Annotated in this window: 17 protein-coding genes; 7 read left to right on the top strand and 10 right to left on the bottom strand. The window is 72.8% G+C overall.

Annotation, left to right across the window (positions count from 1 at the left end):
* Window positions 1-2: 2 nt before the first annotated feature.
* Together Cs7R123_RS32900 and Cs7R123_RS32895 are read right to left on the bottom strand one after the other, a co-directional pair.
* Window positions 3-599: a histidine phosphatase family protein gene (locus Cs7R123_RS32900; protein ID WP_212832353.1), complete on the bottom strand. Its 597-nt coding sequence runs from the start codon at window positions 597-599 to the stop codon at window positions 3-5.
* A gap of 14 nt (window positions 600-613) precedes the next feature.
* Window positions 614-1,759, bottom strand: a complete 1,146-nt coding sequence (locus Cs7R123_RS32895) for a PEP/pyruvate-binding domain-containing protein (RefSeq protein WP_212832352.1) — start codon at window positions 1,757-1,759, stop codon at window positions 614-616.
* Window positions 1,760-1,816: 57 nt separating this feature from the next.
* On the opposite strand from Cs7R123_RS32895, the gene Cs7R123_RS32890 reads away from it, so the two are divergent.
* The 3 genes from Cs7R123_RS32890 (at window position 1,817) to Cs7R123_RS32880 (ending at window position 3,492) form a co-directional block, all read left to right on the top strand.
* Window positions 1,817-2,212 carry a DNA-binding protein gene (locus tag Cs7R123_RS32890; RefSeq protein WP_244872298.1) on the top strand — a complete coding sequence of 132 codons (396 nt, stop codon included), beginning with the start codon at window positions 1,817-1,819 and terminating at the stop codon, window positions 2,210-2,212.
* A complete protein-coding gene (locus tag Cs7R123_RS32885) occupies window positions 2,212-2,847 on the top strand; it encodes a transcriptional regulator (protein WP_212832351.1) in 636 nt (211 codons plus the stop codon). Before Cs7R123_RS32890 ends, Cs7R123_RS32885 begins: the two co-directional genes overlap by 1 nt.
* Window positions 2,848-2,952: 105 nt before the next feature.
* Window positions 2,953-3,492: a pyridoxamine 5'-phosphate oxidase family protein gene (locus tag Cs7R123_RS32880; RefSeq protein ID WP_212832350.1), complete on the top strand. Its 540-nt coding sequence runs from the start codon at window positions 2,953-2,955 to the stop codon at window positions 3,490-3,492.
* 85 nt (window positions 3,493-3,577) lie between these two features.
* On the opposite strand, the gene Cs7R123_RS32875 is transcribed toward Cs7R123_RS32880, so the two are convergent.
* Together Cs7R123_RS32875 and Cs7R123_RS32870 are read right to left on the bottom strand one after the other, a co-directional pair.
* Window positions 3,578-4,705 (bottom strand): glycosyl hydrolase 53 family protein, encoded by a 1,128-nt coding sequence (locus Cs7R123_RS32875; RefSeq protein ID WP_244872297.1) that lies wholly within the window; start codon window positions 4,703-4,705, stop codon window positions 3,578-3,580.
* Window positions 4,706-5,001: 296 nt separating this feature from the next.
* A complete protein-coding gene (locus Cs7R123_RS32870) occupies window positions 5,002-7,407 on the bottom strand; it encodes a VWD domain-containing protein (RefSeq protein WP_212832349.1) in 2,406 nt (801 codons plus the stop codon).
* Window positions 7,408-8,023: 616 nt separating this feature from the next.
* On the opposite strand from Cs7R123_RS32870, the gene Cs7R123_RS32865 reads away from it, so the two are divergent.
* On the top strand, window positions 8,024-9,598 hold the full coding sequence (locus Cs7R123_RS32865; RefSeq protein ID WP_212832348.1) for a polysaccharide lyase family 1 protein: 1,575 nt from the start codon (window positions 8,024-8,026) through the stop codon (window positions 9,596-9,598).
* Between the two features lie 25 nt (window positions 9,599-9,623).
* Here the strand turns inward: Cs7R123_RS32865 and Cs7R123_RS32860 are convergent, their stop codons facing one another.
* Window positions 9,624-10,145, bottom strand: a complete 522-nt coding sequence (locus tag Cs7R123_RS32860; RefSeq protein WP_212832346.1) for a hypothetical protein — start codon at window positions 10,143-10,145, stop codon at window positions 9,624-9,626.
* Between the two features lie 167 nt (window positions 10,146-10,312).
* On the opposite strand from Cs7R123_RS32860, the gene Cs7R123_RS32855 reads away from it, so the two are divergent.
* Window positions 10,313-11,497 (top strand): hypothetical protein, encoded by a 1,185-nt coding sequence (locus Cs7R123_RS32855; protein WP_212832344.1) that lies wholly within the window; start codon window positions 10,313-10,315, stop codon window positions 11,495-11,497.
* A 49-nt stretch (window positions 11,498-11,546) separates the two neighbouring features.
* Here Cs7R123_RS32855 and Cs7R123_RS32850 read toward each other — a convergent pair whose 3' ends face one another.
* Window positions 11,547-12,716 (bottom strand): MFS transporter, encoded by a 1,170-nt coding sequence (locus tag Cs7R123_RS32850; protein ID WP_212832342.1) that lies wholly within the window; start codon window positions 12,714-12,716, stop codon window positions 11,547-11,549.
* A gap of 51 nt (window positions 12,717-12,767) precedes the next feature.
* Between Cs7R123_RS32850 and Cs7R123_RS32845 the strand changes: the two genes are divergently transcribed.
* Entirely contained in the window at window positions 12,768-13,127 is a 360-nt protein-coding gene (locus Cs7R123_RS32845; protein WP_212832340.1) for a MerR family transcriptional regulator, read from the top strand.
* A gap of 5 nt (window positions 13,128-13,132) precedes the next feature.
* On the opposite strand, the gene Cs7R123_RS32840 is transcribed toward Cs7R123_RS32845, so the two are convergent.
* The 3 genes from Cs7R123_RS32840 to Cs7R123_RS32830 form a co-directional block, all read right to left on the bottom strand.
* Entirely contained in the window at window positions 13,133-13,750 is a 618-nt protein-coding gene (locus Cs7R123_RS32840; RefSeq protein ID WP_212832338.1) for a hypothetical protein, read from the bottom strand.
* 134 nt (window positions 13,751-13,884) lie between these two features.
* A complete protein-coding gene (locus Cs7R123_RS32835) occupies window positions 13,885-15,249 on the bottom strand; it encodes a permease prefix domain 1-containing protein (RefSeq protein ID WP_212832336.1) in 1,365 nt (454 codons plus the stop codon).
* Window positions 15,249-15,617, bottom strand: coding sequence for a PadR family transcriptional regulator (locus tag Cs7R123_RS32830; protein WP_212832335.1), 369 nt, complete (start codon window positions 15,615-15,617; stop codon window positions 15,249-15,251). Before Cs7R123_RS32830 ends, Cs7R123_RS32835 begins: the two co-directional genes overlap by 1 nt.
* Before the next feature lie 119 nt (window positions 15,618-15,736).
* Between Cs7R123_RS32830 and Cs7R123_RS32825 the strand changes: the two genes are divergently transcribed.
* The gene (locus Cs7R123_RS32825; protein WP_212832333.1) at window positions 15,737-16,840 is read left to right on the top strand and encodes a hypothetical protein; all 1,104 of its coding nucleotides are present in this window, start codon (window positions 15,737-15,739) and stop codon (window positions 16,838-16,840) included.
* Between the two features lie 11 nt (window positions 16,841-16,851).
* On the opposite strand, the gene Cs7R123_RS32820 is transcribed toward Cs7R123_RS32825, so the two are convergent.
* Window positions 16,852-17,745 (bottom strand): IS982 family transposase, encoded by an 894-nt coding sequence (locus Cs7R123_RS32820; RefSeq protein WP_212825660.1) that lies wholly within the window; start codon window positions 17,743-17,745, stop codon window positions 16,852-16,854.
* Window positions 17,746-17,800: the final 55 nt, after the last annotated feature.

Raw genomic sequence — 17,800 nt, 5'->3', positions numbered from 1 at the left:
GGTCACGGCCTGGTGGGGCGGGAGAAGCCGGTCCAACGCAGGTCGTCGGGCAGGTGGCCCATGTCGTTGAACATCACCAGCGCGGGTGGCAGGCCGTTGCGGTATTCGATGGCGGTGAGCGCGGTGTTGGCGCTGCTGAGACCCAGCCACCGCGACGGCGGAGCGTCGAGGGCATGGCGGACCAGCCACGCGATCGGGTAGTCATGCGTGATCAGGACCTCGTGCACGTCCCCTCCCGGCACGGACGTCGCGAAACGGTCGACCAGGGCAGCGGCGAGGCGATGGCCGGAGGCGGCGAGCGCGTCGTCGTACCCGTCGAAGAAGCCTGCCCACGACGCGGGCCGCTCGGCGGGTCCGGGCACGTGGGGCACGTGGTCGACGAGCTCGGCCGCCTCGGCGACCGGGATGTCCGTGAGGTGGCGGGCGACCTCGTACGCGCTGGCGGTGGCGCGGGGCAGCGGCGAGTGCCACACGGCGTCGACGGGCAGCGGGGCCAGACGCCGTCCGAGCAGCTGCGCCTGCTGCCGGCCGACCTCGGTGAGCTGCCCGAAGGCGTCCGCCGCGCCGTGACGTGCCAGATAGAGGTGTCGGGTTCCCATGGGCTGCTCCCAGGTCAGGGGTGGTCGGCGGGTGTCACGGTGCCGCCCGTGCCGTCGACGGTGATCAGGGCACCGTCGCGCAGGCGGGTGGTCGCGTCCGGGACGGCGAGCACGGCGGGGATGCCGTGCTCGCGGGCGACGATCGCGGCGTGGGAGAGCACGCCGCCGAGTTCGGTGACGACCCCTGCGGCCAGGCGCAGCAGCGGGGTCCAGGCGGGGTCGGTGCAGGGGCAGACCAGGATGTCGCCGGGGCGTACGCGGCCGAAGTCGCCGGGGCCGCGCACGATCCGGGCGGTGCCGGTGGCGGTCCCGCGGCTGCCCGGCGTTCCCGCGAGCGCGGCCGCCGGAAGCCCGGCCGCCGCGACCGCGGGGCCGGACGGCGGCGGTGCGGCGGTGACCGGGCGGGCCTGCAGCATCCAGAGGACGCCGTCGGCCCCGATCGCCCACTCGATGTCCTGCGCCCCGCCGAGCACCGCGGCGACCTGCTGCCCGAGCCGGGCGAGCCGTCGTGCGGCCGCGTCGTCGAGTGCGGGCAGGTCGCGCTGCCACGCGGGCACGTCCCCGGTGACGAGCGCGGTGCCGCGCCGGTCCAGGCGGGTCTGCTTGCCGGCGACGGTACGGGCGACCGTCCCGTCCCCGGCCACGCGGTAGGCGTCCGGGGTGACCGTGCCCCCGACGACGCTCGGGCCCAGGCCCCAGGCCGCCTCGATCGCGGTCGTGCCGCCGGGACGGTCCGGGGTGAACATGACCCCGGCGACCTCGGCGTCGACGTGGCGCTGGACGAGGACGGCCATCACGTCCTCGGCCCCGGTCTTCCGGGCGTCGCGGTAGGCGGCGGCACGGGGCGAGTGCAGCGAGGCCCGGCAGGCGCGCACCGCGTCGGCGACGGCGGCGGGGCCGTACACGGCCAGGAAGCTCTCGTACTGCCCGGCCGCCGAGCCCTGCGCGGTGTCCTCCGCCGCCGCGGACGACCGCACCGCGACCGGGGTGTCGCCGAGCGCGTCGAGCTCCGGGCCCAGCGCGTCGAGCAGCCCGGTGTCGGCGTCGAACGGGACGACGAAGCCCGGCGGCACCGGCAGCCCGGCGCGCAGCAACGCGCCCAGGGCGCCCGCCTTGCCGCCGCAGGTCGCCGGGACCGCATCGGCGAGGGGCACGAGCATGATGCGACCTCTCAACGAAAAGTTGACAACCTTTTGTTGATAATCCATGCTCGGGGCATGCCGCGCAACCCCGACGAGCCCGCCTCGTCCGCACACGCCGACCAGGCCCAGGCGCGCCGCGAACAGGACGCGCGCGAGCGGCTGCACGACCTCGGCGCGGCCGGGCTCGAACCCCGCCCGTGGCGGCCCGCGCCCGTCCCGCCGTCGGCCGTGGACCTCGCCCACTTCGCCCTGTGGCGATCGGCCGACCTGGACCCCGCCGACCTGCTCGGCGCGCTCTCGCTGCTGCCCGCCGCGCGGGCCGAGATCGAAGGGCTGGAGGCCGGGCTCCTGTTCACCGCGCGCAGCGCGGGCCTGACCTGGGCCCAGATCGCCGCCGCGCTCGGCTTCAACTCTCCGCAGGCATGCCAGCAGCACTTCCACCGACTCACCTCGCGACAGGGAGCCGACTGATGACCCGCGACTCTGCGACCGACCTGCTGGCCCTGCACGCGGTGCGTATCACCGGGTTCGCCGACACGCCCGTGCTCGCCCGGCGCTACGGGCTGGATCCCGCCGCGACCGCGGCCGTGCTGCGCGACGCCGAGCAGCGCGGCTGGGTCGTCCACACCGCCTTCGCCGACCTGCGGGGCTGGTCGCTGACCGACGCCGGCCGGGCCGAGAACGAGCGGCAGCTCGCGGCCGAGCTCGCCGGCGCCGGCGCGGCGGACGAGGTGCGCGCCGTCTACCGCGAGTTCCTGCCCGCCAACGGGCGCCTGCAACGGGCCTGCACCGACTGGCAGCTGCGGCCCACCGCCGGGGACCGCCTCGCGGCCAACGACCACACCGACCCCGACTGGGACGCCGCCGTCCTGGACGAGCTCGCCGGGGTCCACCGGGCCCTGGCCCCGCTCGCCGTCCGGCTGGGCGCCCTGCTCGCCCGGTTCCGGGGCTACGACAGCCGGTTCGCCGCCGCGCTGCGCCGGGCCTGGTCGGGGGAGAGCGGCTGGGTGGACCGCACCGACGTCGACTCCTGCCATCGCGTGTGGTTCGAGCTGCACGAGGATCTGATCGCCACGCTCGGCATCGACCGCCGCACGGAGTTCTGACCTCCGCGCTGTCACCTGTCGTGTTCGCATGGGCACTCTGAGAGAAGAATCGCCCGCGACATCTGTCTAATTTGGAGGCATCCCGCTCCTGCGGAAGGGTGTCCCATGAAATACGAGCAGATCGTCAGCCTGATCAACACCGATCCCGTGGCGCAGACCCTGCTGGAGGCGCCGGTCTTCATGCGCCTGTCGTACGTCGGGCTGGACGGCCACCCCCGTGCCGTCCCGGTCTCGTACGCCTGGAATGGCAGAGCCTTCGTCTTCGCGTCCCCGACCGCGGCGTACAAGGTCAGGGCGATCGCGGCGCATCCCCAGGTGGCCTTCACCGTCGACACGATGTCGCCGGAGCCGCGCGCCAAGGTGATCGCCCAGCTCGGGCCGCCCGTGGCCGACTACACGCCGCTCATCATGCTGGTGCGCGGCACCGCCACGATGGAGCTGCGGCAGGGCCTGCCCTGGGAGCACGTCGAGGCGTCCCGCCGGATGGTGGGCGAGGCCAGCATGAAGGAGTGGGAGCACCACAAGCGCGAGCACACGTCCGACATGACCGTGGTCACGATCAAGCCGACCCATGTCACCCTGTGCGACTTCATCACGCGCTTCCCGCCCCCGGTCGGGGTCAACATCGCCACCCACGGCGGGTGACCGCCCGCGACGGCGCGCGGTGCCCCGGCGTCGGCCGGTAGGGAGGCGGCCGAGCGCCGGGGCACCCGTCAGGGCTGCCGCCGGGTCACGGCGTCCATCTGACGCCGGGGTTCACGTGGCCGGTCCAGTCGAAGACGGCCATGTTGTCCCACTGATCGCCGGTGCCGTTGATGTTGGCCGGATCCCAGCCGTTGCCGGAGATCGCGTACCAGGTGGGCTCCCAGTAGAAGACGCCGATCGCCCCGGCGTTGCGGGCGGTGTTCTGCACGTGGGTGAACTCGGTGGCCTGCCCGCTCCAGGTCGCCGGGTAGCCCGAGCAGGGCTCGGCGCCGGAGACCGAGTTGGCCTGGCTGTCGGCGTTGGCCGAGGTGAACGGGTACGCCGTCTCGGCGAGCACGACCGGCTTGCCGTAGCGGGACTTCACGTCGGCGATGACGTTGTACAGGTTGGTCAGGCTGCCGTGCCACATGCAGTAGTACGACAGGCCGGTGATGTCCCAGGTGACGCCCTTGGCCTTGATGCCGTCGTAGAACCAGCGGGCGTTGGCCATGCTGTCGGCGTCGGCGGTGTGGATGATGACCTGGGTGCCGCTGTTGCAGGCCTTGACGGCGTTGTAGCCGGACTTGAGCAGCAGGCTCAGGTTGGTGAAGTCGTTGTTGACGACCTTGCCGTCGTTCCACAGCATGCCGACGTTGATCTCGTTGCCGATCTGGATGCTGTCGGGGGTGGTGCCCTGGGCCTTCAGGCTGTTGCAGACGTCGTAGGTGTAGTTGTAGACGTCGGTCTGGAGCTGGCTGATGCCGTGACCGGCCCACGCGGCGGGCTTGTACTGCTTGCCCGGGTCGGCCCAGGTGTCGGAGTAGTGGAAGTCGACCATCAGCTTCAGGCCCTTGGCCTTGACGGTCTTGGCGTACGCCAGGACCTTGGCCTTGTTGTTGTAGCCGCTGGCGGGGTTGTTCCAGACCCGCAGGCGGGCGTAGTTGACGCCGAGGCCCTTGAGGATGTCCAGCGGGTCCTTGGCGGTCCCGGCGGCGTCGTAGTACTTCGCCCCCAGGTCCAGGCTGCGCTGCACCGAGGACACGTCGGCGCCGAGCATGGACAGCGTGTTCGCGGCGGCGGCGGGAGCCGCAGGGGAGAGCAGGGTCGCGGGCAGGAGCGCGGTCACGAGGAGCAGCGCGGCCCGGGCTCCGGGGCGGCGGTGGGGCGCCATCATCTCAACCTCCTTGAATCGAGACGTACTGCGGGGACGGTCCCGGGTGCGACCGGGCCGGAGTCGTCTGTGAACGTTCACAACCGATCGCAGACGCAGGCCCCGTGGGCTGGTGGTGTTTTATGGAGGAGCGATGTGCCCAAGGGGTCTGTGAACGTTCACAGTAGATAGACCGCGCACGGAAGTAAAGACCGTGTTTCGGCTGTGAGTTCCGGCTCAGGCCGCCGACGTGCGGTCCTGCCTGGTCCGCCCGGATCGGCCACCTCGGGGGTCGCCGATCCGGGCGGTGCGGCGGCGGTTCAGGACCCGCTGACGGCGAACGTGTAGGCGCCGGTGCGCTCGGGGATGACCGACCCGGCACCGCCCTCGACCACCAGCCGGTACGTCCCCGCGGCGGTCGCGGTGAACGGGTGCGACAAGCCGCAGCCGCCGTTGCCGATCCAGCCGTGGAAGACCTCGGTGCCGTCGGGGGCGTACGCGGTGGCGTCGAGGTCCATCCGGCAGCCCTTCGCGCCGTCCGGGGTGATGGTCTTGACGTCGAACACGAGCTGCTGCCCGGCGGTCGCGGTGAACCGCCACTCGTCGGCGGCGAAAACCGCCTCGATCTTCCCGGCGGACGCGGCGCCCAGCTTGAGCGGGCGGACGTCGGGAGCGGGCACACCGAGCACCGCCAGGGCGTACGACCCGGTGCGGGAGCGGATGACCGGCCCGGCCCCGCCCTTGACCACCAGCCGGTACGTGCCGGCGGCGGTGGCGGTGAACGGGTGCGCGTAGCAGCCGCCGTTGCCGATCCAGGCGTGGAACACCTGGCTGCCGTCGGGGGCGTACACGTCGGCGTCGAGGTCGAGGCGGCACTTCTCGCTCGCGCCGTCGGCGGTGATCGAGGCGATGTCCAGGGCGAACCGCTGCCCGGCGGCGGCGGTGAACCACCATTCGTCGGCGGCGAACGTCGACTCGATCTTCCCGTTCACCCTGGCGCCCAGGTTTAGCGGCGTGACCTGCGGCGCGGGCACGTCCACGATCCGGAAGTCGACCGTGCCGGTCTGCGTCTTGATCACCTCGCCGCGCCCGCCGAGCAGCACCAGCCGGTAGGTGCCGTCGGTGGGCAGGGTGACCGGCCCGAACGCCTGGTCGCAGCCGCCGTTGCCGATCCAGCGGTGCCACAGCTCCGCGTAGTCCGGGCCGAGCAGGTAGGCGTCCACGTCGAACCGGCATGCGCCGTCGCGGGTGTCGCCGGGCGTGATGGCGCCGACCTCGACGGCCAGCCGCTGCCCGGCATGCCCGGTGACCGTGTACGCCGCCCCGGCCAGCTTGTGCGCCAGCGTGGCGGTCTGCTGCTGTCCGAGCTCTACGGCGACGGTCTTGATCGCCTGGTGCGCGGCGGCGTCGGCGGCGAACGCCGGGTCCTTGGTGGTGCCGACGTCGAGGATGCACCCGGCCAGCACGTCCTCGCGCAGCACGCCCGCGTCGCGGCAGATCTTCTCCGCGTCGGCACGCTCCTGCGCGGTGAGCGTGTCCGCGCCGGTCAGCTCGTGCGGGTAGGACTTGTCGGTGAACTTCTGCGTGCTCTCCCCGGGCAGGTAGTCGAACAGCGAGGCCTGCTGGGTGATGCGCCAGGTGTCGCCGTACCGGTCGTAGAGCGCCTCGCGGGTGTCCGGCTGCACGACCTCGGTGCCGCCCCGGGGGCGCAGGTCGTCGGCCGGGTCGCCGTCGAAGTCGCCGAGCAGCCCCTCCATGCGCGCGGCGCGGGCGGGCGACGGGGCGATCTCGGTGCTCATGAAGTATGTGCCGCGCGTGACGGTGACGACCGTGCCGTCGGCGAGGGTCACCGTCATCCCGTCGGCCGTCACGGTGGCGGAGGCGCTGCCGAGTGACACCGTGCCCGGTCCGGCCGGTGCGCCGTCGACCAGCACGCCCCGGGTCGTGTCGTAGATCGCGATCCGGTGGCCGTCGGCGCGGATCGCCACGGCGACGGTGATCGCGACGTTCGGCCCGAAGACGCCGACCGGAGGCTGGTGGCGGCCCTGGACCTCGAAGTCGTCCACGGTGGACCGGGTGAGCACGAACTCGCCGACGGCCTGGAAGTCGTAGGAGTACCCGTCGAAGGTCAGCAGGTGCGGGTCGCCCAGCGAGTGCGCGGGCCGTCCCGCGACCTGCTGCGCCGTGGGCTGCTCCCCGGCCGGGGCCGACGCCGCGGCTGTGGCCGCCGGGGGAGGTGCGGTGACCGCCGCGGGCTTGCGGATGAACACCCACCACAGCACGCCACCGATGAGCAGCAGCACCAGGCCGGCGATGAGGAACGGACCCAGCACGAACCCGCCGGCGGCGGCTTCGCTGACCACGACGACCTCGCCGGCGACGACGGTCTCACCCGCGACGACAGTCTCACCCGCGACGACGGTCTCGGCGGCAGCCGTTTCGGCGGCGGCTGTCTCAGCGGCGGCCGTCTCGGCAGCGCCCGCCTCGGTGGTGGCGGCCTGCCCGTTGAGCCCGGGGTTGTCTATGTTGACCTTGGCGCGCCCGTAGTTTTCGAGCCCCTTCTGCTCCACCTCGAACGCGGGCCCCTCCGGCGTCGTCGGCGGCTTGACGGTCTCCGGTATCTCCTTCGGGATCTCCTTGGGCACCTCGGGCTGGTAAGGCGGTCGCTGCGGGTTGTTGTTCGGATTGCTGTTGAACGACCCTGTCGGATCGATGCTGCCGCTCATGACCGCACCCCTGCCACCCGCCGCATGAAACGCCTCCCCACCGGAGCACATCCTCGGACGGCGTGAAGCTACCGCGCACCGGTGGCCGCGACGATCCCAGCAATCTGGGATCGGGCCGATGCGGGGCCAGGTCGGGCTGATCGGGCGGGCGCCGCCCGCGACCCGGACCGCGGCGCCGGTCCGAACAGGCCACCGCCTCCCGCGACGGCGCGCCGGCCGGCGGTCACGGGGGTTCCGGCGTCGCCGCCGTGCCTCGCGCAGCGCCGGACGCTGCAACAATCCTGCAAACGCTCATCCATTGACTTCGCTGCGTCAGGGACGCACCGTGTAACGGGAATGCGCTTTCCAAGCGTCGGCGGGGCGGGCGACCCGCCGCACGGACCGTGTGGGCGCCGACCGTCCGACCATGCCCGGATCGGATGCCGCCGGCTCAGTAGGGAACCCCGCGGATCGGTTCGACCTGGACGCGGCCACTGCGGATCCGCAGGACCGGCCGTGTCGCCATACCCCATCCGGGAACCCGGGGCGACGAGCCCGACCGGCCGCAGGCCGGCGGCTCGGCGACCCTCCGGGGCGACCCCGGACACCCGCACCCGAAGACGAAGGCGAGAAGAAGATGAGACGAGCAGTCACCTGGCGCATCTGCGCCGCCCTGGCCACGACGACCGCCGCGGCCGGGATCGGGGTGGCGCTGTCGGTGCCCCAGGCCTCGGCGGCCACCGGCGGCGTCACCGGGTACGCCACCCAGAACGGCGGGACCACCGGCGGCGCTGGCGGCCAGACGGTGCGGGCCACCACCGGCACCGCGATCCACACCGCCCTGTGCAACCGGGCCAGCAGCAGCACCCCGATCATCATCCAGGTCGAGGGCACCATCAACCACGGCAACACCACGAAGGTCTCCGGCGCGAGCTGCAACACCGCCGCCGACAAGATCGAGCTCAAGGAGATCAGCAACGTCACGATCATCGGGGTCGGCGGCGGGGCGGTCTTCGACCAGCTCGGCATCCACATCCGGGACTCCAGCAACATCATCATCCAGAACGTGACGGTCAAGAACGTCAAGAAGTCGGGCTCGCCCACCTCCAACGGCGGTGACGCCATCGGCATGGAGAGCACCGTCCGCAACGTCTGGGTCGACCACGTCAGCCTGGAGGCGTCCGGCGGCGAGGCCGAGGGCTTCGACGGCCTGTTCGACATGAAGGACAGCACCCAGTACGTGACCCTGTCCTACAGCACGCTGCGCAACTCCGGCCGCGGCGGCCTGATCGGGTCCAGCGAGACCGACCTGGGCAACAGCTTCATCACGTTCCACCACAACCTGTACGAGAACCTCGACTCCCGCACCCCGCTGCTGCGCGGCGGCACCGCGCACATCTACAACAACTACTACGTCAGCCTCAACGAGTCCGGCATCAACTCCAGGGCCGGGGCCAAGGCGAAGGTCGACAACAACTACTTCAAGAACTCCAAGGACGTGCTGGGCACGTTCTACACCGACGCGCGCGGATACTGGCAGGTCAGCGGCAACATCTTCGACAACGTGACCTGGTCGGCCACCGGCACCGAAAACTACCCGGCCGGTCCGAACCCGACCTCCAACACCACGGTCAGCATCCCGTACGCGTACACCCTCGACGCGGCCAGCTGCGTGCCCAACGTCGTCAGCGTGACCGCGGGCGCCAACAAGGGCCTGCAGGTGTCCAACGGCAGCTGCGTCCCGGTGTCGCCGACCGCCGGGCCGTCGGCCAGCCCGTCCCGCTCCGCCGTGCCGTCGGCCAGCCCGTCGCGGTCGCCGAGCCCGTCGCCCAGCCAGCCGAGCGGGACCAACCTCAGCCTCGCGTCCAACGCCGGCGCCGACGGCTCCAGCAAGGCGGCCGACACCAGCTACGGCAACGTCCGGGACGGCAGCCTGAGCACCTACTGGTCGCCGTCCGGCGCGACGGGTGACATCTCGATCAAGTGGGGCTCGGCCGTCACCGTGTCCCGGGTCGTCATCCGGGAGCCGTCCGGCACCTCGGGCAGCATCGGCTCCTGGCAGCTGATCAACTACAGCACCGGTGCCGTGCTGGCCTCCGGCAGCGGGGCGGGCACCATCGCCTTCTCCGCGACGTCGCTGACCAAGATCACGTTCAGGATCACCGGTTCGGGCGGCGCGCCGAAGGTCGCCGAGTTCGAGACGTACGCCTAGCGGCGGATTCGCGCCGCCCGCTCCGTCACGGGGCGGGCGGCGCGGCGTGTTCGGCCAGCATCCGGCCCTGGCGGGCGTACCGCTCCCGCCGGGCCAGCTGCTCGGCCCGCCGCTCGCGCCACCTGCGGACCGGTCCGGCGGCCCGGATGATCACCCCAACCGACCAGCCCGCCAGGCCGAGCAGCCCCAGCAGCAGCAACGCGGCGTCCGCCAGCCACGCGCCGCCGCCCGCGACGTAGACCCCGGCGGAGTTGCCGGTGTACAGGGCACGGACCGTGTCGTCCTCGCGCACCTCGCCGTCGGGGGCGTCGATGACGTGCACCCGGCGCAGGGCTGTCCGGCCGTCGTCGGAGATCCAGTCGCCGAGCCGGGTGCACTCGCCCCGGACGCATTCACGCGGGCCGTAGGTGTAGATCCCGGGAGTGCCGGTGCCGAGGTGCGCCCGCCAGGCCGGGCCGATCTCCGCAGCCTTGTCGACCAGCAGTCCCAGGGACAGCACCGGCAGCGCCAGACCCCAGAAGAGCCACTTCGCAGCGGCCCTGTTCATGGCGAACCTGTTCGGCGATGGTTCCATCGCGGCTTCTCCCCGTCCCCGGACCGTCCCGACCGGACGTCCGCCCTCAGCCTGCTCCCAGCCGCCGGAGCACGCAACGGCCGGTTGGCCGACCGGGCAGCGGGCCGGCCCGGGTGGACGGCGATCGATATCTTCGGGGCATGGCAGCCCCTGTCCCGCAGCCGTCCGCCGAGCCGCCCGCCCTGGCCGCGCTGCTCGTCCAGCCACCGCGCCGGCTCGCCGCCGCCGGGGCGTACGCGACGATGCTCGACCTCGTGGCGCGCGGTGTCCTCGTCCACGACCAGGCGGCTGGGACGATCCGGGCGCCCTCACCGAGGCCGGTCGGCCTGGCCGCGTTCGAACAGCAGGTCGTGGACGCCGTCACCGACCGCACCGGCGGGTCCGAGCCGACCCCGCTGGGCGCGATCGACCTCGGCTCGCAGAAGCAGGCCGAGCAGTGGCACGAGCGGTTCGCCGGCTTCGTCGGCGCCGCGGGCCAGGCCCGCGGGCTGGCCCGGCCGCGCGTCAGCGCAGGTGCGCGCACTCTGCTGTGGACGGTGTTCACGTTCACGTGGATCGGTGCGGCGGTCGCGATGTGGCTGACCGGCTACGGCCCCTACATCTTCCTGGTGGTCCTCGGCGCGGGCGTGGCCGCCGTCCCGTTGCGGACGATGGGGCGGCTGGTGCCGCACGGCCGGGGCGTCGGGCTCGCTGCCGTGTACGCACGCCTGCGCCGCGAGCGGATCGACCCTGCCGACCCCCGCCTGCCGTACGCCGTCGCCGCCGGGGCGAAGGTGCCGGGCCTGGCCGCGTCGCCGTTCGCGGAAGGTGCGGGCGACTTCGCGTGGTCGCGGCGCGACGGCACCTGGCGCCGCATCCCCGTCGTGCACCCGCGCGGTCTGTCCGCGGGCTTGGCCCCGAAGGGCGCGCTGTTCGCGCTGCCGGGCGGGCTGGTGTTCTTCGGCGCGTGGCTGATCGTGCTGTCCATGCTGTCGGCCGACCTGACCCTGCCCGAGCTGGCGCTGCTGTGGCCGCCGCTGGCGCTGGCCGCGGGCTGGCTCCTCTGGGCGCTCGGCGTGTTCGTGATCGGCCGGATCGCCTACCGGGGGGCGTACGACCTCACCCATCCGGTGCGGATCGTGACCGGGCCGGTGGTCCGGCTGGAGGAGGGGTCCGGCGACGAGGCGGGGCCGCCGGCGGTGGCCGTCGACGAGGGCGCCGGCGCGGCGGTCCGCTACGAGGTCGGCGCCGAGCTGCACGGACGGCTGCGCAAGGACATGTGGCTGCGGCTGGAGGTGACCCCGAGGCTCGGGCACGTACGCCGGGCGGAGATCTTCGAAGGCTAGCCCGGCGGGGCCCGTACGGTGCGGTCACCGGACGGGCCCCAGGCCGGGGTCAGCGGGTCCGCGCGGCTGCGGCAAGGAGGGCGGTGGCGATCAGGGCGGCGGCCGTGCCGAGGGCGGGCAGCACGGCGGTGCCCCACCGGTCGACGGCCGCGCCGCCCGTGGCCGCCCCGGCGGCGATGCCGAGGTTGAGGACGGTGACCGCGATCGCCCCGGCAGCGGTCTCCCGACCCGGGACGGCCACCCGCATCAGCCGGGTCTGGAACACCGGCGGGAACAGCCCGATCAGCGCGCCCCAGGCGGCCAGCACCGCCACCGCGACCGCCGTGCCGGCGCCGAGCAGGGCCAGCGCGGCCAGGACGGCGGCGAACACCCCGGCCGACCAGGCCAGGGCGTGACGCGGGAACCGGTCGGACAGCGGCCCCGCCGCGAAGGTGCCGGCCAGGCCGCCGAGGCCGAACAGGAACAGCAGCGCCGCGCGTACGCCCGCGGGGTAGCCCGCGCCCGCCAGCAGCGGCGAGATGTAGGTGTACACCAGGAAGTGGCCGACCAACAGCACTCCCGTGCCGGCGGTGACCGCGAGCACCGCCCGTCCGCCGCGCCCGCCCGGACTCGGCGCGGCGGCCGGGGCGCTCGGCAGGCGCAGGGCCCGCACGGCCACCGCGGCGCCCACCAGCACGACCGCGATCAGCGCGAACGCGGCCCGCCAGCCGACGGCGGCGCCGATCACGACCCCGAGCGGGATGCCGACGATGCCCGCCAGGGTCGGCCCGGCCGACACGACGGAGATGGCCCGGCCGGTCAGCCGGGGCGGGGCGATGGCGGCGGCGGTCGGCATGAGCAGCGACCAGAACAGGCCGTGCGCGGCGGCGGCGACCATCCGCCCGGCCAGGGCCGCGCCGTAGCCGGGGGCGGCGGCGGTGGCGGCGACGGCCAGCGCGAACACCAGCAGGGTCAGCGGGATCAGGCGTGCGGGCGGCACCCGGCGGGTGAGCCGGGCCAGCGGCAGGCTGGCGACGGCGACGGTCAGCGCCCAGGCGGCGACGAGCAGCCCGGCGGCGGACTCGCCGACGCCGAGCCCACCGCCGATCTCGACCAGCAGGCTGGCGGGCAGCAGTTCGGCGGTGACGGAGGCGAAGGCGGCGCCGGACAGGAGCAGCAGGGGCCGCCAGGGCAGGCGGGCAGTGGTCTCGGGGGCGGCGGTGATCGTTTGCGCGCTCATGGATCCGACCGTAAAGTCTCACATAAGTGTGAGGGTCAAGGGTGATGTGACGTGCGTATCGGCGAGCTGTCGAAGCGGGCCCAGGTGCCGGTCCGGATGCTGCGGTACTACGAGGAGCGCGGCCTGATCCGGCCGACCCGCACGGCCAACGGCTACCGCGCGTACGCCGAGGGCGACGTGGCCCGCGCCTCGACGATCACCAGCCTGATCCGATCGGGACTGACCACGAAGCTGATCGTCTCGATGCTGCACGACGACGCCCGCCCCCAGGCCCCGGGGGAGTACGGCGACGACCTGGTCGGGCTGCTGACCGCCGAGCGGGCCAAGCTCGACGCGAAGATCGCCTGCATGACGATGAGCCGCGACGCGATCGACACCCACCTGGCCCGGCTCGCGACAGCCGCGGCCTGACGGCCTCAGTGCCGGGGCCGGTAGCGGCGGAACGGCGACGCCACCTGCTCCATGTGGTGCCGTGAGCCGACGGGCACCGACGCGGCGACCGTGAGCAGCAGCAGTGCCCCGGTGGCGAGCCCGAGCCCGCGTACGCCGTCCAGATCTCCCGCTTCCACCGGATCGAGTTCGGCGTCCCGGTCGGCCACGACGTCGACGCGGTCGCCGGTGCGGTAGACGTCCTGATACTCGGTGAGTGCCCCGGGCAGGGTCCGCCCGTCGGGGCCGCGCAGCTGGTACTGGTACATCCGCTGCTTGCCGCCGATGACGTGCACGCCGGAGACCGTGGCCGTCACGGGGTCGCCGCGCAGGTCCAGCACTGCCAGCGGCGCCCAGAAGAAGGCCAGGACGGCGGCCGTGATGCTCAGCACCGCGCACAGCCCCAGGTCGAGGCGTCCCTCGGGGAACAGCTGGCTGGCCACCAGGACGAACGCGACGGCGACGAGAAGGGTGATGTTCTCGGCCGCGCGGGTGCGGACGAGGGCCGAGACGATTGCGGCGGTGGCGGTCGGCACCGTGAGCACCGCGGCCAGCACGAACCCCTGGCGCAGGGCGCGGCGGTCCGGTCCGGAAGATCGTGGCACGCGGCCAGTATGCGCGGCCGCCGCCAGCGGCGATCTGCTCGCCCGGCGTGGTGGTGCCCGTGGTGGCACCGCAGACGCGGTGGCGCGGCCCGAGACGGGCCGCGCCACCGGTCGACCTGGCGAGGCGGCGGAGGTCAGGCGTAGGCGAACAGGGGCGGGAACACCAGGACGACCACCGCGGCCCAGGCCGCGTACACGACCAAGTAGCGGGTCTGCCACCGCTCCAGCACGGTGAAGGGCCGGCGGCCGCGGATGAAGCCGAGGAACAGCCAGGCCGACCAGCCCAGGTTGGCCAGCAGCACGAGGTTCTCGCCCAGCGCCGCGGTCTTGTTGGCGGTGAACCCGAACTCGGTGATGCGCCCGGTGATCGCCACCAGCACCAGGACGTCGATGGCGAGTGCGCTGACGACCAGGGCGAGCTGGAGCTTGTCGAACAGGCCGGGCGGGTTGGCCGCGTCGCGGGCGGAGATGGAGTACAGCAGCAGCCCGAGCACCACCACCAGCAGCACGTCGAACAGGATCAGCACGTCGCGGTCGGCGTCGATGCCGTTGCCGGCCACGATGAACGCGCCCAGCAGCGTCAGCAGGGTCGCCGTGAACAGCGGGGTGAACACCCGGGTCAGCACGGGTGCCATGTTCTCGACGACGCTCTGCTTGGCCTCGACCAGCCACGCGGCCACCACGACGGCGGCCATGGCGCCGCAGGGCAGCAGCCATTCGCTGATGAACGTCTCCGGGTTGAGGCCGATGGCGTTGAACGTGCCCGCGATGATGCCGGTCAGCACGCCGCCGCCGAGCGCCAGCAGCACGAAGTAGATGAACCACTCGCCGGTGAACCGGATGAAGTCCATCCGCCGCTGCTCTGAGCGCCACTGGCCTGCGGCGTAGGCGACGCCGACCACGAGCCACAGGGCGATCGGCAGGTGGATCGTGGTCAGCACGAGGGTGTGCGAGTCGGCGGCCAGGGGGTACGCGTTGGCGCCGACCACGCCGACGGCGAACAGCAGGGCCAGCAGGCCGGTGACCATGGGTTGCAGGCGCCGCCGCCAGGCGAAGTACGCCGCGAGCGGTGCGAGGGCGAACAGGCTCATGTTGCGCATGAAGAAGACGCTGTCGTCGTCGAAGTCCAGCCCGAACAGGGCGGGGATCTTGATCGCGAGGGCCGCGGCGGCCGCGCAGACGATCATGACGAGCAGATCGTGCCGGTTGCGCGTCGTCGCGCCGCCGTCGTCGCCGGTCAGCACCAGTTGCTTCCACAGGCGCCCGGAGTGCTCGCGGGCGAACTCGCGGGACACCTCGTCGAGGCTGCCCATCCGCTTGACCGCGATGAGGAATGCCTCGTCGGGGTGCAGCCCGGCCGCCGTCAGGTCGGCGATCCGGCCGCGCAGGTGGTCCTCCAGCTCCTCGGCGTCGGTGGAGTGCAGCTCGCGCCGCCGCCGCACGTACGCGCGCCATTCGGCGATCTGGCTCTCCAGATCCTTGTCGCTGTCGACGCTCATCAGGCCACCCCCCACTGCGGTGTGATCGGGCGCAGCACCGGCCCGGCGGTCCAGACGCCGCGCAGGGCGTCGACGACCGCCGCCCACTGCCGGCGCTGCTCGGCCAGCTCGGCCAGGCCCTGGTCGGTGATGCGGTAGTACTTGCGCCGCCGCCCGCCGGGCGGGCTGTCCCACGTCGACTCGACGTGGCCCAGCCGCTCCAGCCGGTGCAGCAGCGGGTAGAGCAGCCCGTCGGTCCATTCCAAATGGCCCCCGGACAGCTCGTTGACCTGCTTGAGGATCGCGTAGCCGTAGCTCTGGCCCTCAGCCAGGATGCCTAGCACGAGGGGAGTCGCCGAGGCCGCGACGAGATCTTTCGTGATGTGCACGAGAGGACACCGCCTAACCCTAGAACTGGAATGCATAGTAGTTCTAGGTATCGGCTGTGCGCAACGCCCCGTCCGGCAGCGGAGCCGAAGCGGCGATCATGGTGTGCGACCCTGGTCGGATGCAGCAGGACCCCCTCGCGTACGCCCAGGAGCTGGCCGCCGCCGGCGACCACGCCGGTGCCCTGCGGCTGGCCCGCGAACTGGAGCAGCAGTACGCGCAGGAGGGCCCCGCCGGTGCGGTCATGCTCGTCTGGGTGCGCCTGTGCGCGGCCCGGTGGCTGGCCGTGCAGGAGCAGCCGGACCGGCACGCCGCCCTGGCCGTGCTCGACGGCGCCGAGCAGGTGTGGCGTGCCCGCGCCGTCCAGGACTCCCAGCTGGCGCAGGTGCTCGGCGCCGAGCTGATGTCGCTGCGCGCCTTCGTGCTGCGACTGCTCGGCCGCCCGGCCGACAGCCTCGCCGCCGGGGAGCAGGCCCTCGACTTCTTCGCCGACCTCGCCCAGACCGCGCCGGAGGTGCTGTCCGCGGTGGGCCACGTGCCGATCCTGCTCAACCGGGGTGCGGCCCTGGCCGACCTCGGCCGCACCGAGGAATCGCTCGCCCCGCTGGGCGAGGCCCTCGACGTGCTGCGCGCTGCCGGGGCCGGGCACCGCGAGGTCGAGGTCGAACTGCTGGTGCTGCGCGGCACGTCGCTGACCCTGCGCGGCCGCTTCGCCGAGGCCGAGGCCGCCGAGGCGGAGGCGATCGCCCTGGCCCGCATCGAGACCGGCCGGGCCGCCCGGCACCTGCTGGCCACCGCGCTGAGCAACTACGCCACCACGCTCATCCGGATGCGCCGCCTCGACGAGGCCCTGGCCGCGGTCGGCGAGGCCATGGCCGTGCTGCGCGACGTCGACGGGGAACCGGTGACCGCGTCGCAGCGGCGCCGCTGGTGGCTGCCGCTGTCGACCGAGGCCGAGGCGCTGCTCGCGCTGGGCCGCCGGGAGGACGCCGCGCGGTCGGCCCGCCGGGCCGAGCCGATCCTGCGGGAGTACGCCGAGCAGGTGCCGCTGCTGGTGGCGGGCTCCCTGGCCACGGTGTGCCTGCTCATCGGCGAAGCCGAGGACGACCCCGGCTACGCCGCCGAGGCCCTGGCCCGCCTCACCGAGCTCAACGACCGCTACCCCGGCCGGTACGAGTACTGGTGGCGCCGCGCGGGCGAGCTGGTCGCCCGCCTCGGCGGCTAGATGACTGATTCCTAATGGTCGTACGCGGTCAGTGATCGTTTCTCGGGTGCGTCGGTCAGCCAGTTGTGCCAGATCACGGCTGCGAGGGCGGCCAGGCGTTGTGCGATGCGGGCGTGCACCCCTGCGGGTGTGCGCCCGCCGTGCTGTTCGAGGCTGAGCTGACCTTTCAGGGTGTCGAAGATCGATTCGATGCGTTGACGGACCGGGGCCAGGTTGCCGTGGCGTCGGGCTTCGTCGCGGCGGTCGGGGCGTATGAACACGATTTTCAGGTCGCGTGTCTGTTGCTCGAACGCGCGGCCGGCGAAGCCCTTGTCACCGATGAGCACGACTCCGGCGGGTAGGAGGCCGTGGTCGCGGGCGTGTTCGAGCAGTTCGGCGGCGACTTCTCGTTCGCCCAGGCTCGGGGTGGCCAGGCACCAGGTGACCGGTGTGCCGTCCAAGGCGGTGACGAGGTAGAGCTTCAGGCCCCAGATCCAGCGGGAGTGCGATCTGCAGTAGCCGTACCCGGCCCATCCGGCCAGGGCCGAGCCGATCGCGGTCTGGCGGGACATCCCGCACGGGATCACGGTGGCGTCGATGAGGCGGATGCCGTCGTGGCCGGCCGGGGTCTGGGCGGCCAGGCGTGTGATGACGGTGGTGATCAGCGGCGCGGCCGCGGTGACGCGTTTGTGGTAGCCGGCCTGTTTGGGCAGGTACGGGAACATGCGGCCGAGCCTGCCGTAGCAGAACCGCAGCCAGTGGTGCTGCGACGGGAACCCGAGCAGGACCTGCGCCACGGCCAGGCAGACCAGCTCGGCGTCGGTCAGCTTCTTCGGGCGTCCGGGACGGCGCCGGGACGCGGTGATGACATGGTCATCGACGAACACGTACAGTGCCGTCAGAAGGGTATCGAGGTCTGTCTTCACACACTGACATCGATACCCTTCCCCATACCCGCGTCAAGACCACGGACCAAACCAA

This window comes from Catellatospora sp. TT07R-123 (assembly GCF_018327705.1).
Classification (GTDB): domain Bacteria; phylum Actinomycetota; class Actinomycetes; order Mycobacteriales; family Micromonosporaceae; genus Catellatospora.
Note: the sequence above shows the minus strand (reverse complement) of the source record. Positions and strands in the feature narration are given on the sequence as shown.

What these genes read in the sequence shown, in the direction of transcription:
- Cs7R123_RS32890 (WP_244872298.1), top strand. Translation starts at nt 1,817, where the DNA reads ATGCCGCGCAACCCCGACGAGCCCGCCTCGTCCGCACACGCCGACCAG.
- Cs7R123_RS32825 (WP_212832333.1), top strand. Translation starts at nt 15,737, where the DNA reads ATGCAGCAGGACCCCCTCGCGTACGCCCAGGAGCTGGCCGCCGCCGGC.
- Cs7R123_RS32900 (WP_212832353.1), bottom strand. Translation starts at nt 599, where the DNA reads ATGGGAACCCGACACCTCTATCTGGCACGTCACGGCGCGGCGGACGCC.
- Cs7R123_RS32850 (WP_212832342.1), bottom strand. Translation starts at nt 12,716, where the DNA reads ATGAGCGCGCAAACGATCACCGCCGCCCCCGAGACCACTGCCCGCCTG.
- Cs7R123_RS32880 (WP_212832350.1), top strand. Translation starts at nt 2,953, where the DNA reads ATGAAATACGAGCAGATCGTCAGCCTGATCAACACCGATCCCGTGGCG.
- Cs7R123_RS32885 (WP_212832351.1), top strand. Translation starts at nt 2,212, where the DNA reads ATGACCCGCGACTCTGCGACCGACCTGCTGGCCCTGCACGCGGTGCGT.
- Cs7R123_RS32860 (WP_212832346.1), bottom strand. Translation starts at nt 10,145, where the DNA reads ATGAACAGGGCCGCTGCGAAGTGGCTCTTCTGGGGTCTGGCGCTGCCG.
- Cs7R123_RS32895 (WP_212832352.1), bottom strand. Translation starts at nt 1,759, where the DNA reads ATGCTCGTGCCCCTCGCCGATGCGGTCCCGGCGACCTGCGGCGGCAAG.
- Cs7R123_RS32835 (WP_212832336.1), bottom strand. Translation starts at nt 15,249, where the DNA reads ATGAGCGTCGACAGCGACAAGGATCTGGAGAGCCAGATCGCCGAATGG.
- Cs7R123_RS32875 (WP_244872297.1), bottom strand. Translation starts at nt 4,705, where the DNA reads ATGATGGCGCCCCACCGCCGCCCCGGAGCCCGGGCCGCGCTGCTCCTC.
- Cs7R123_RS32865 (WP_212832348.1), top strand. Translation starts at nt 8,024, where the DNA reads ATGAGACGAGCAGTCACCTGGCGCATCTGCGCCGCCCTGGCCACGACG.
- Cs7R123_RS32870 (WP_212832349.1), bottom strand. Translation starts at nt 7,407, where the DNA reads ATGAGCGGCAGCATCGATCCGACAGGGTCGTTCAACAGCAATCCGAAC.
- Cs7R123_RS32855 (WP_212832344.1), top strand. Translation starts at nt 10,313, where the DNA reads ATGGCAGCCCCTGTCCCGCAGCCGTCCGCCGAGCCGCCCGCCCTGGCC.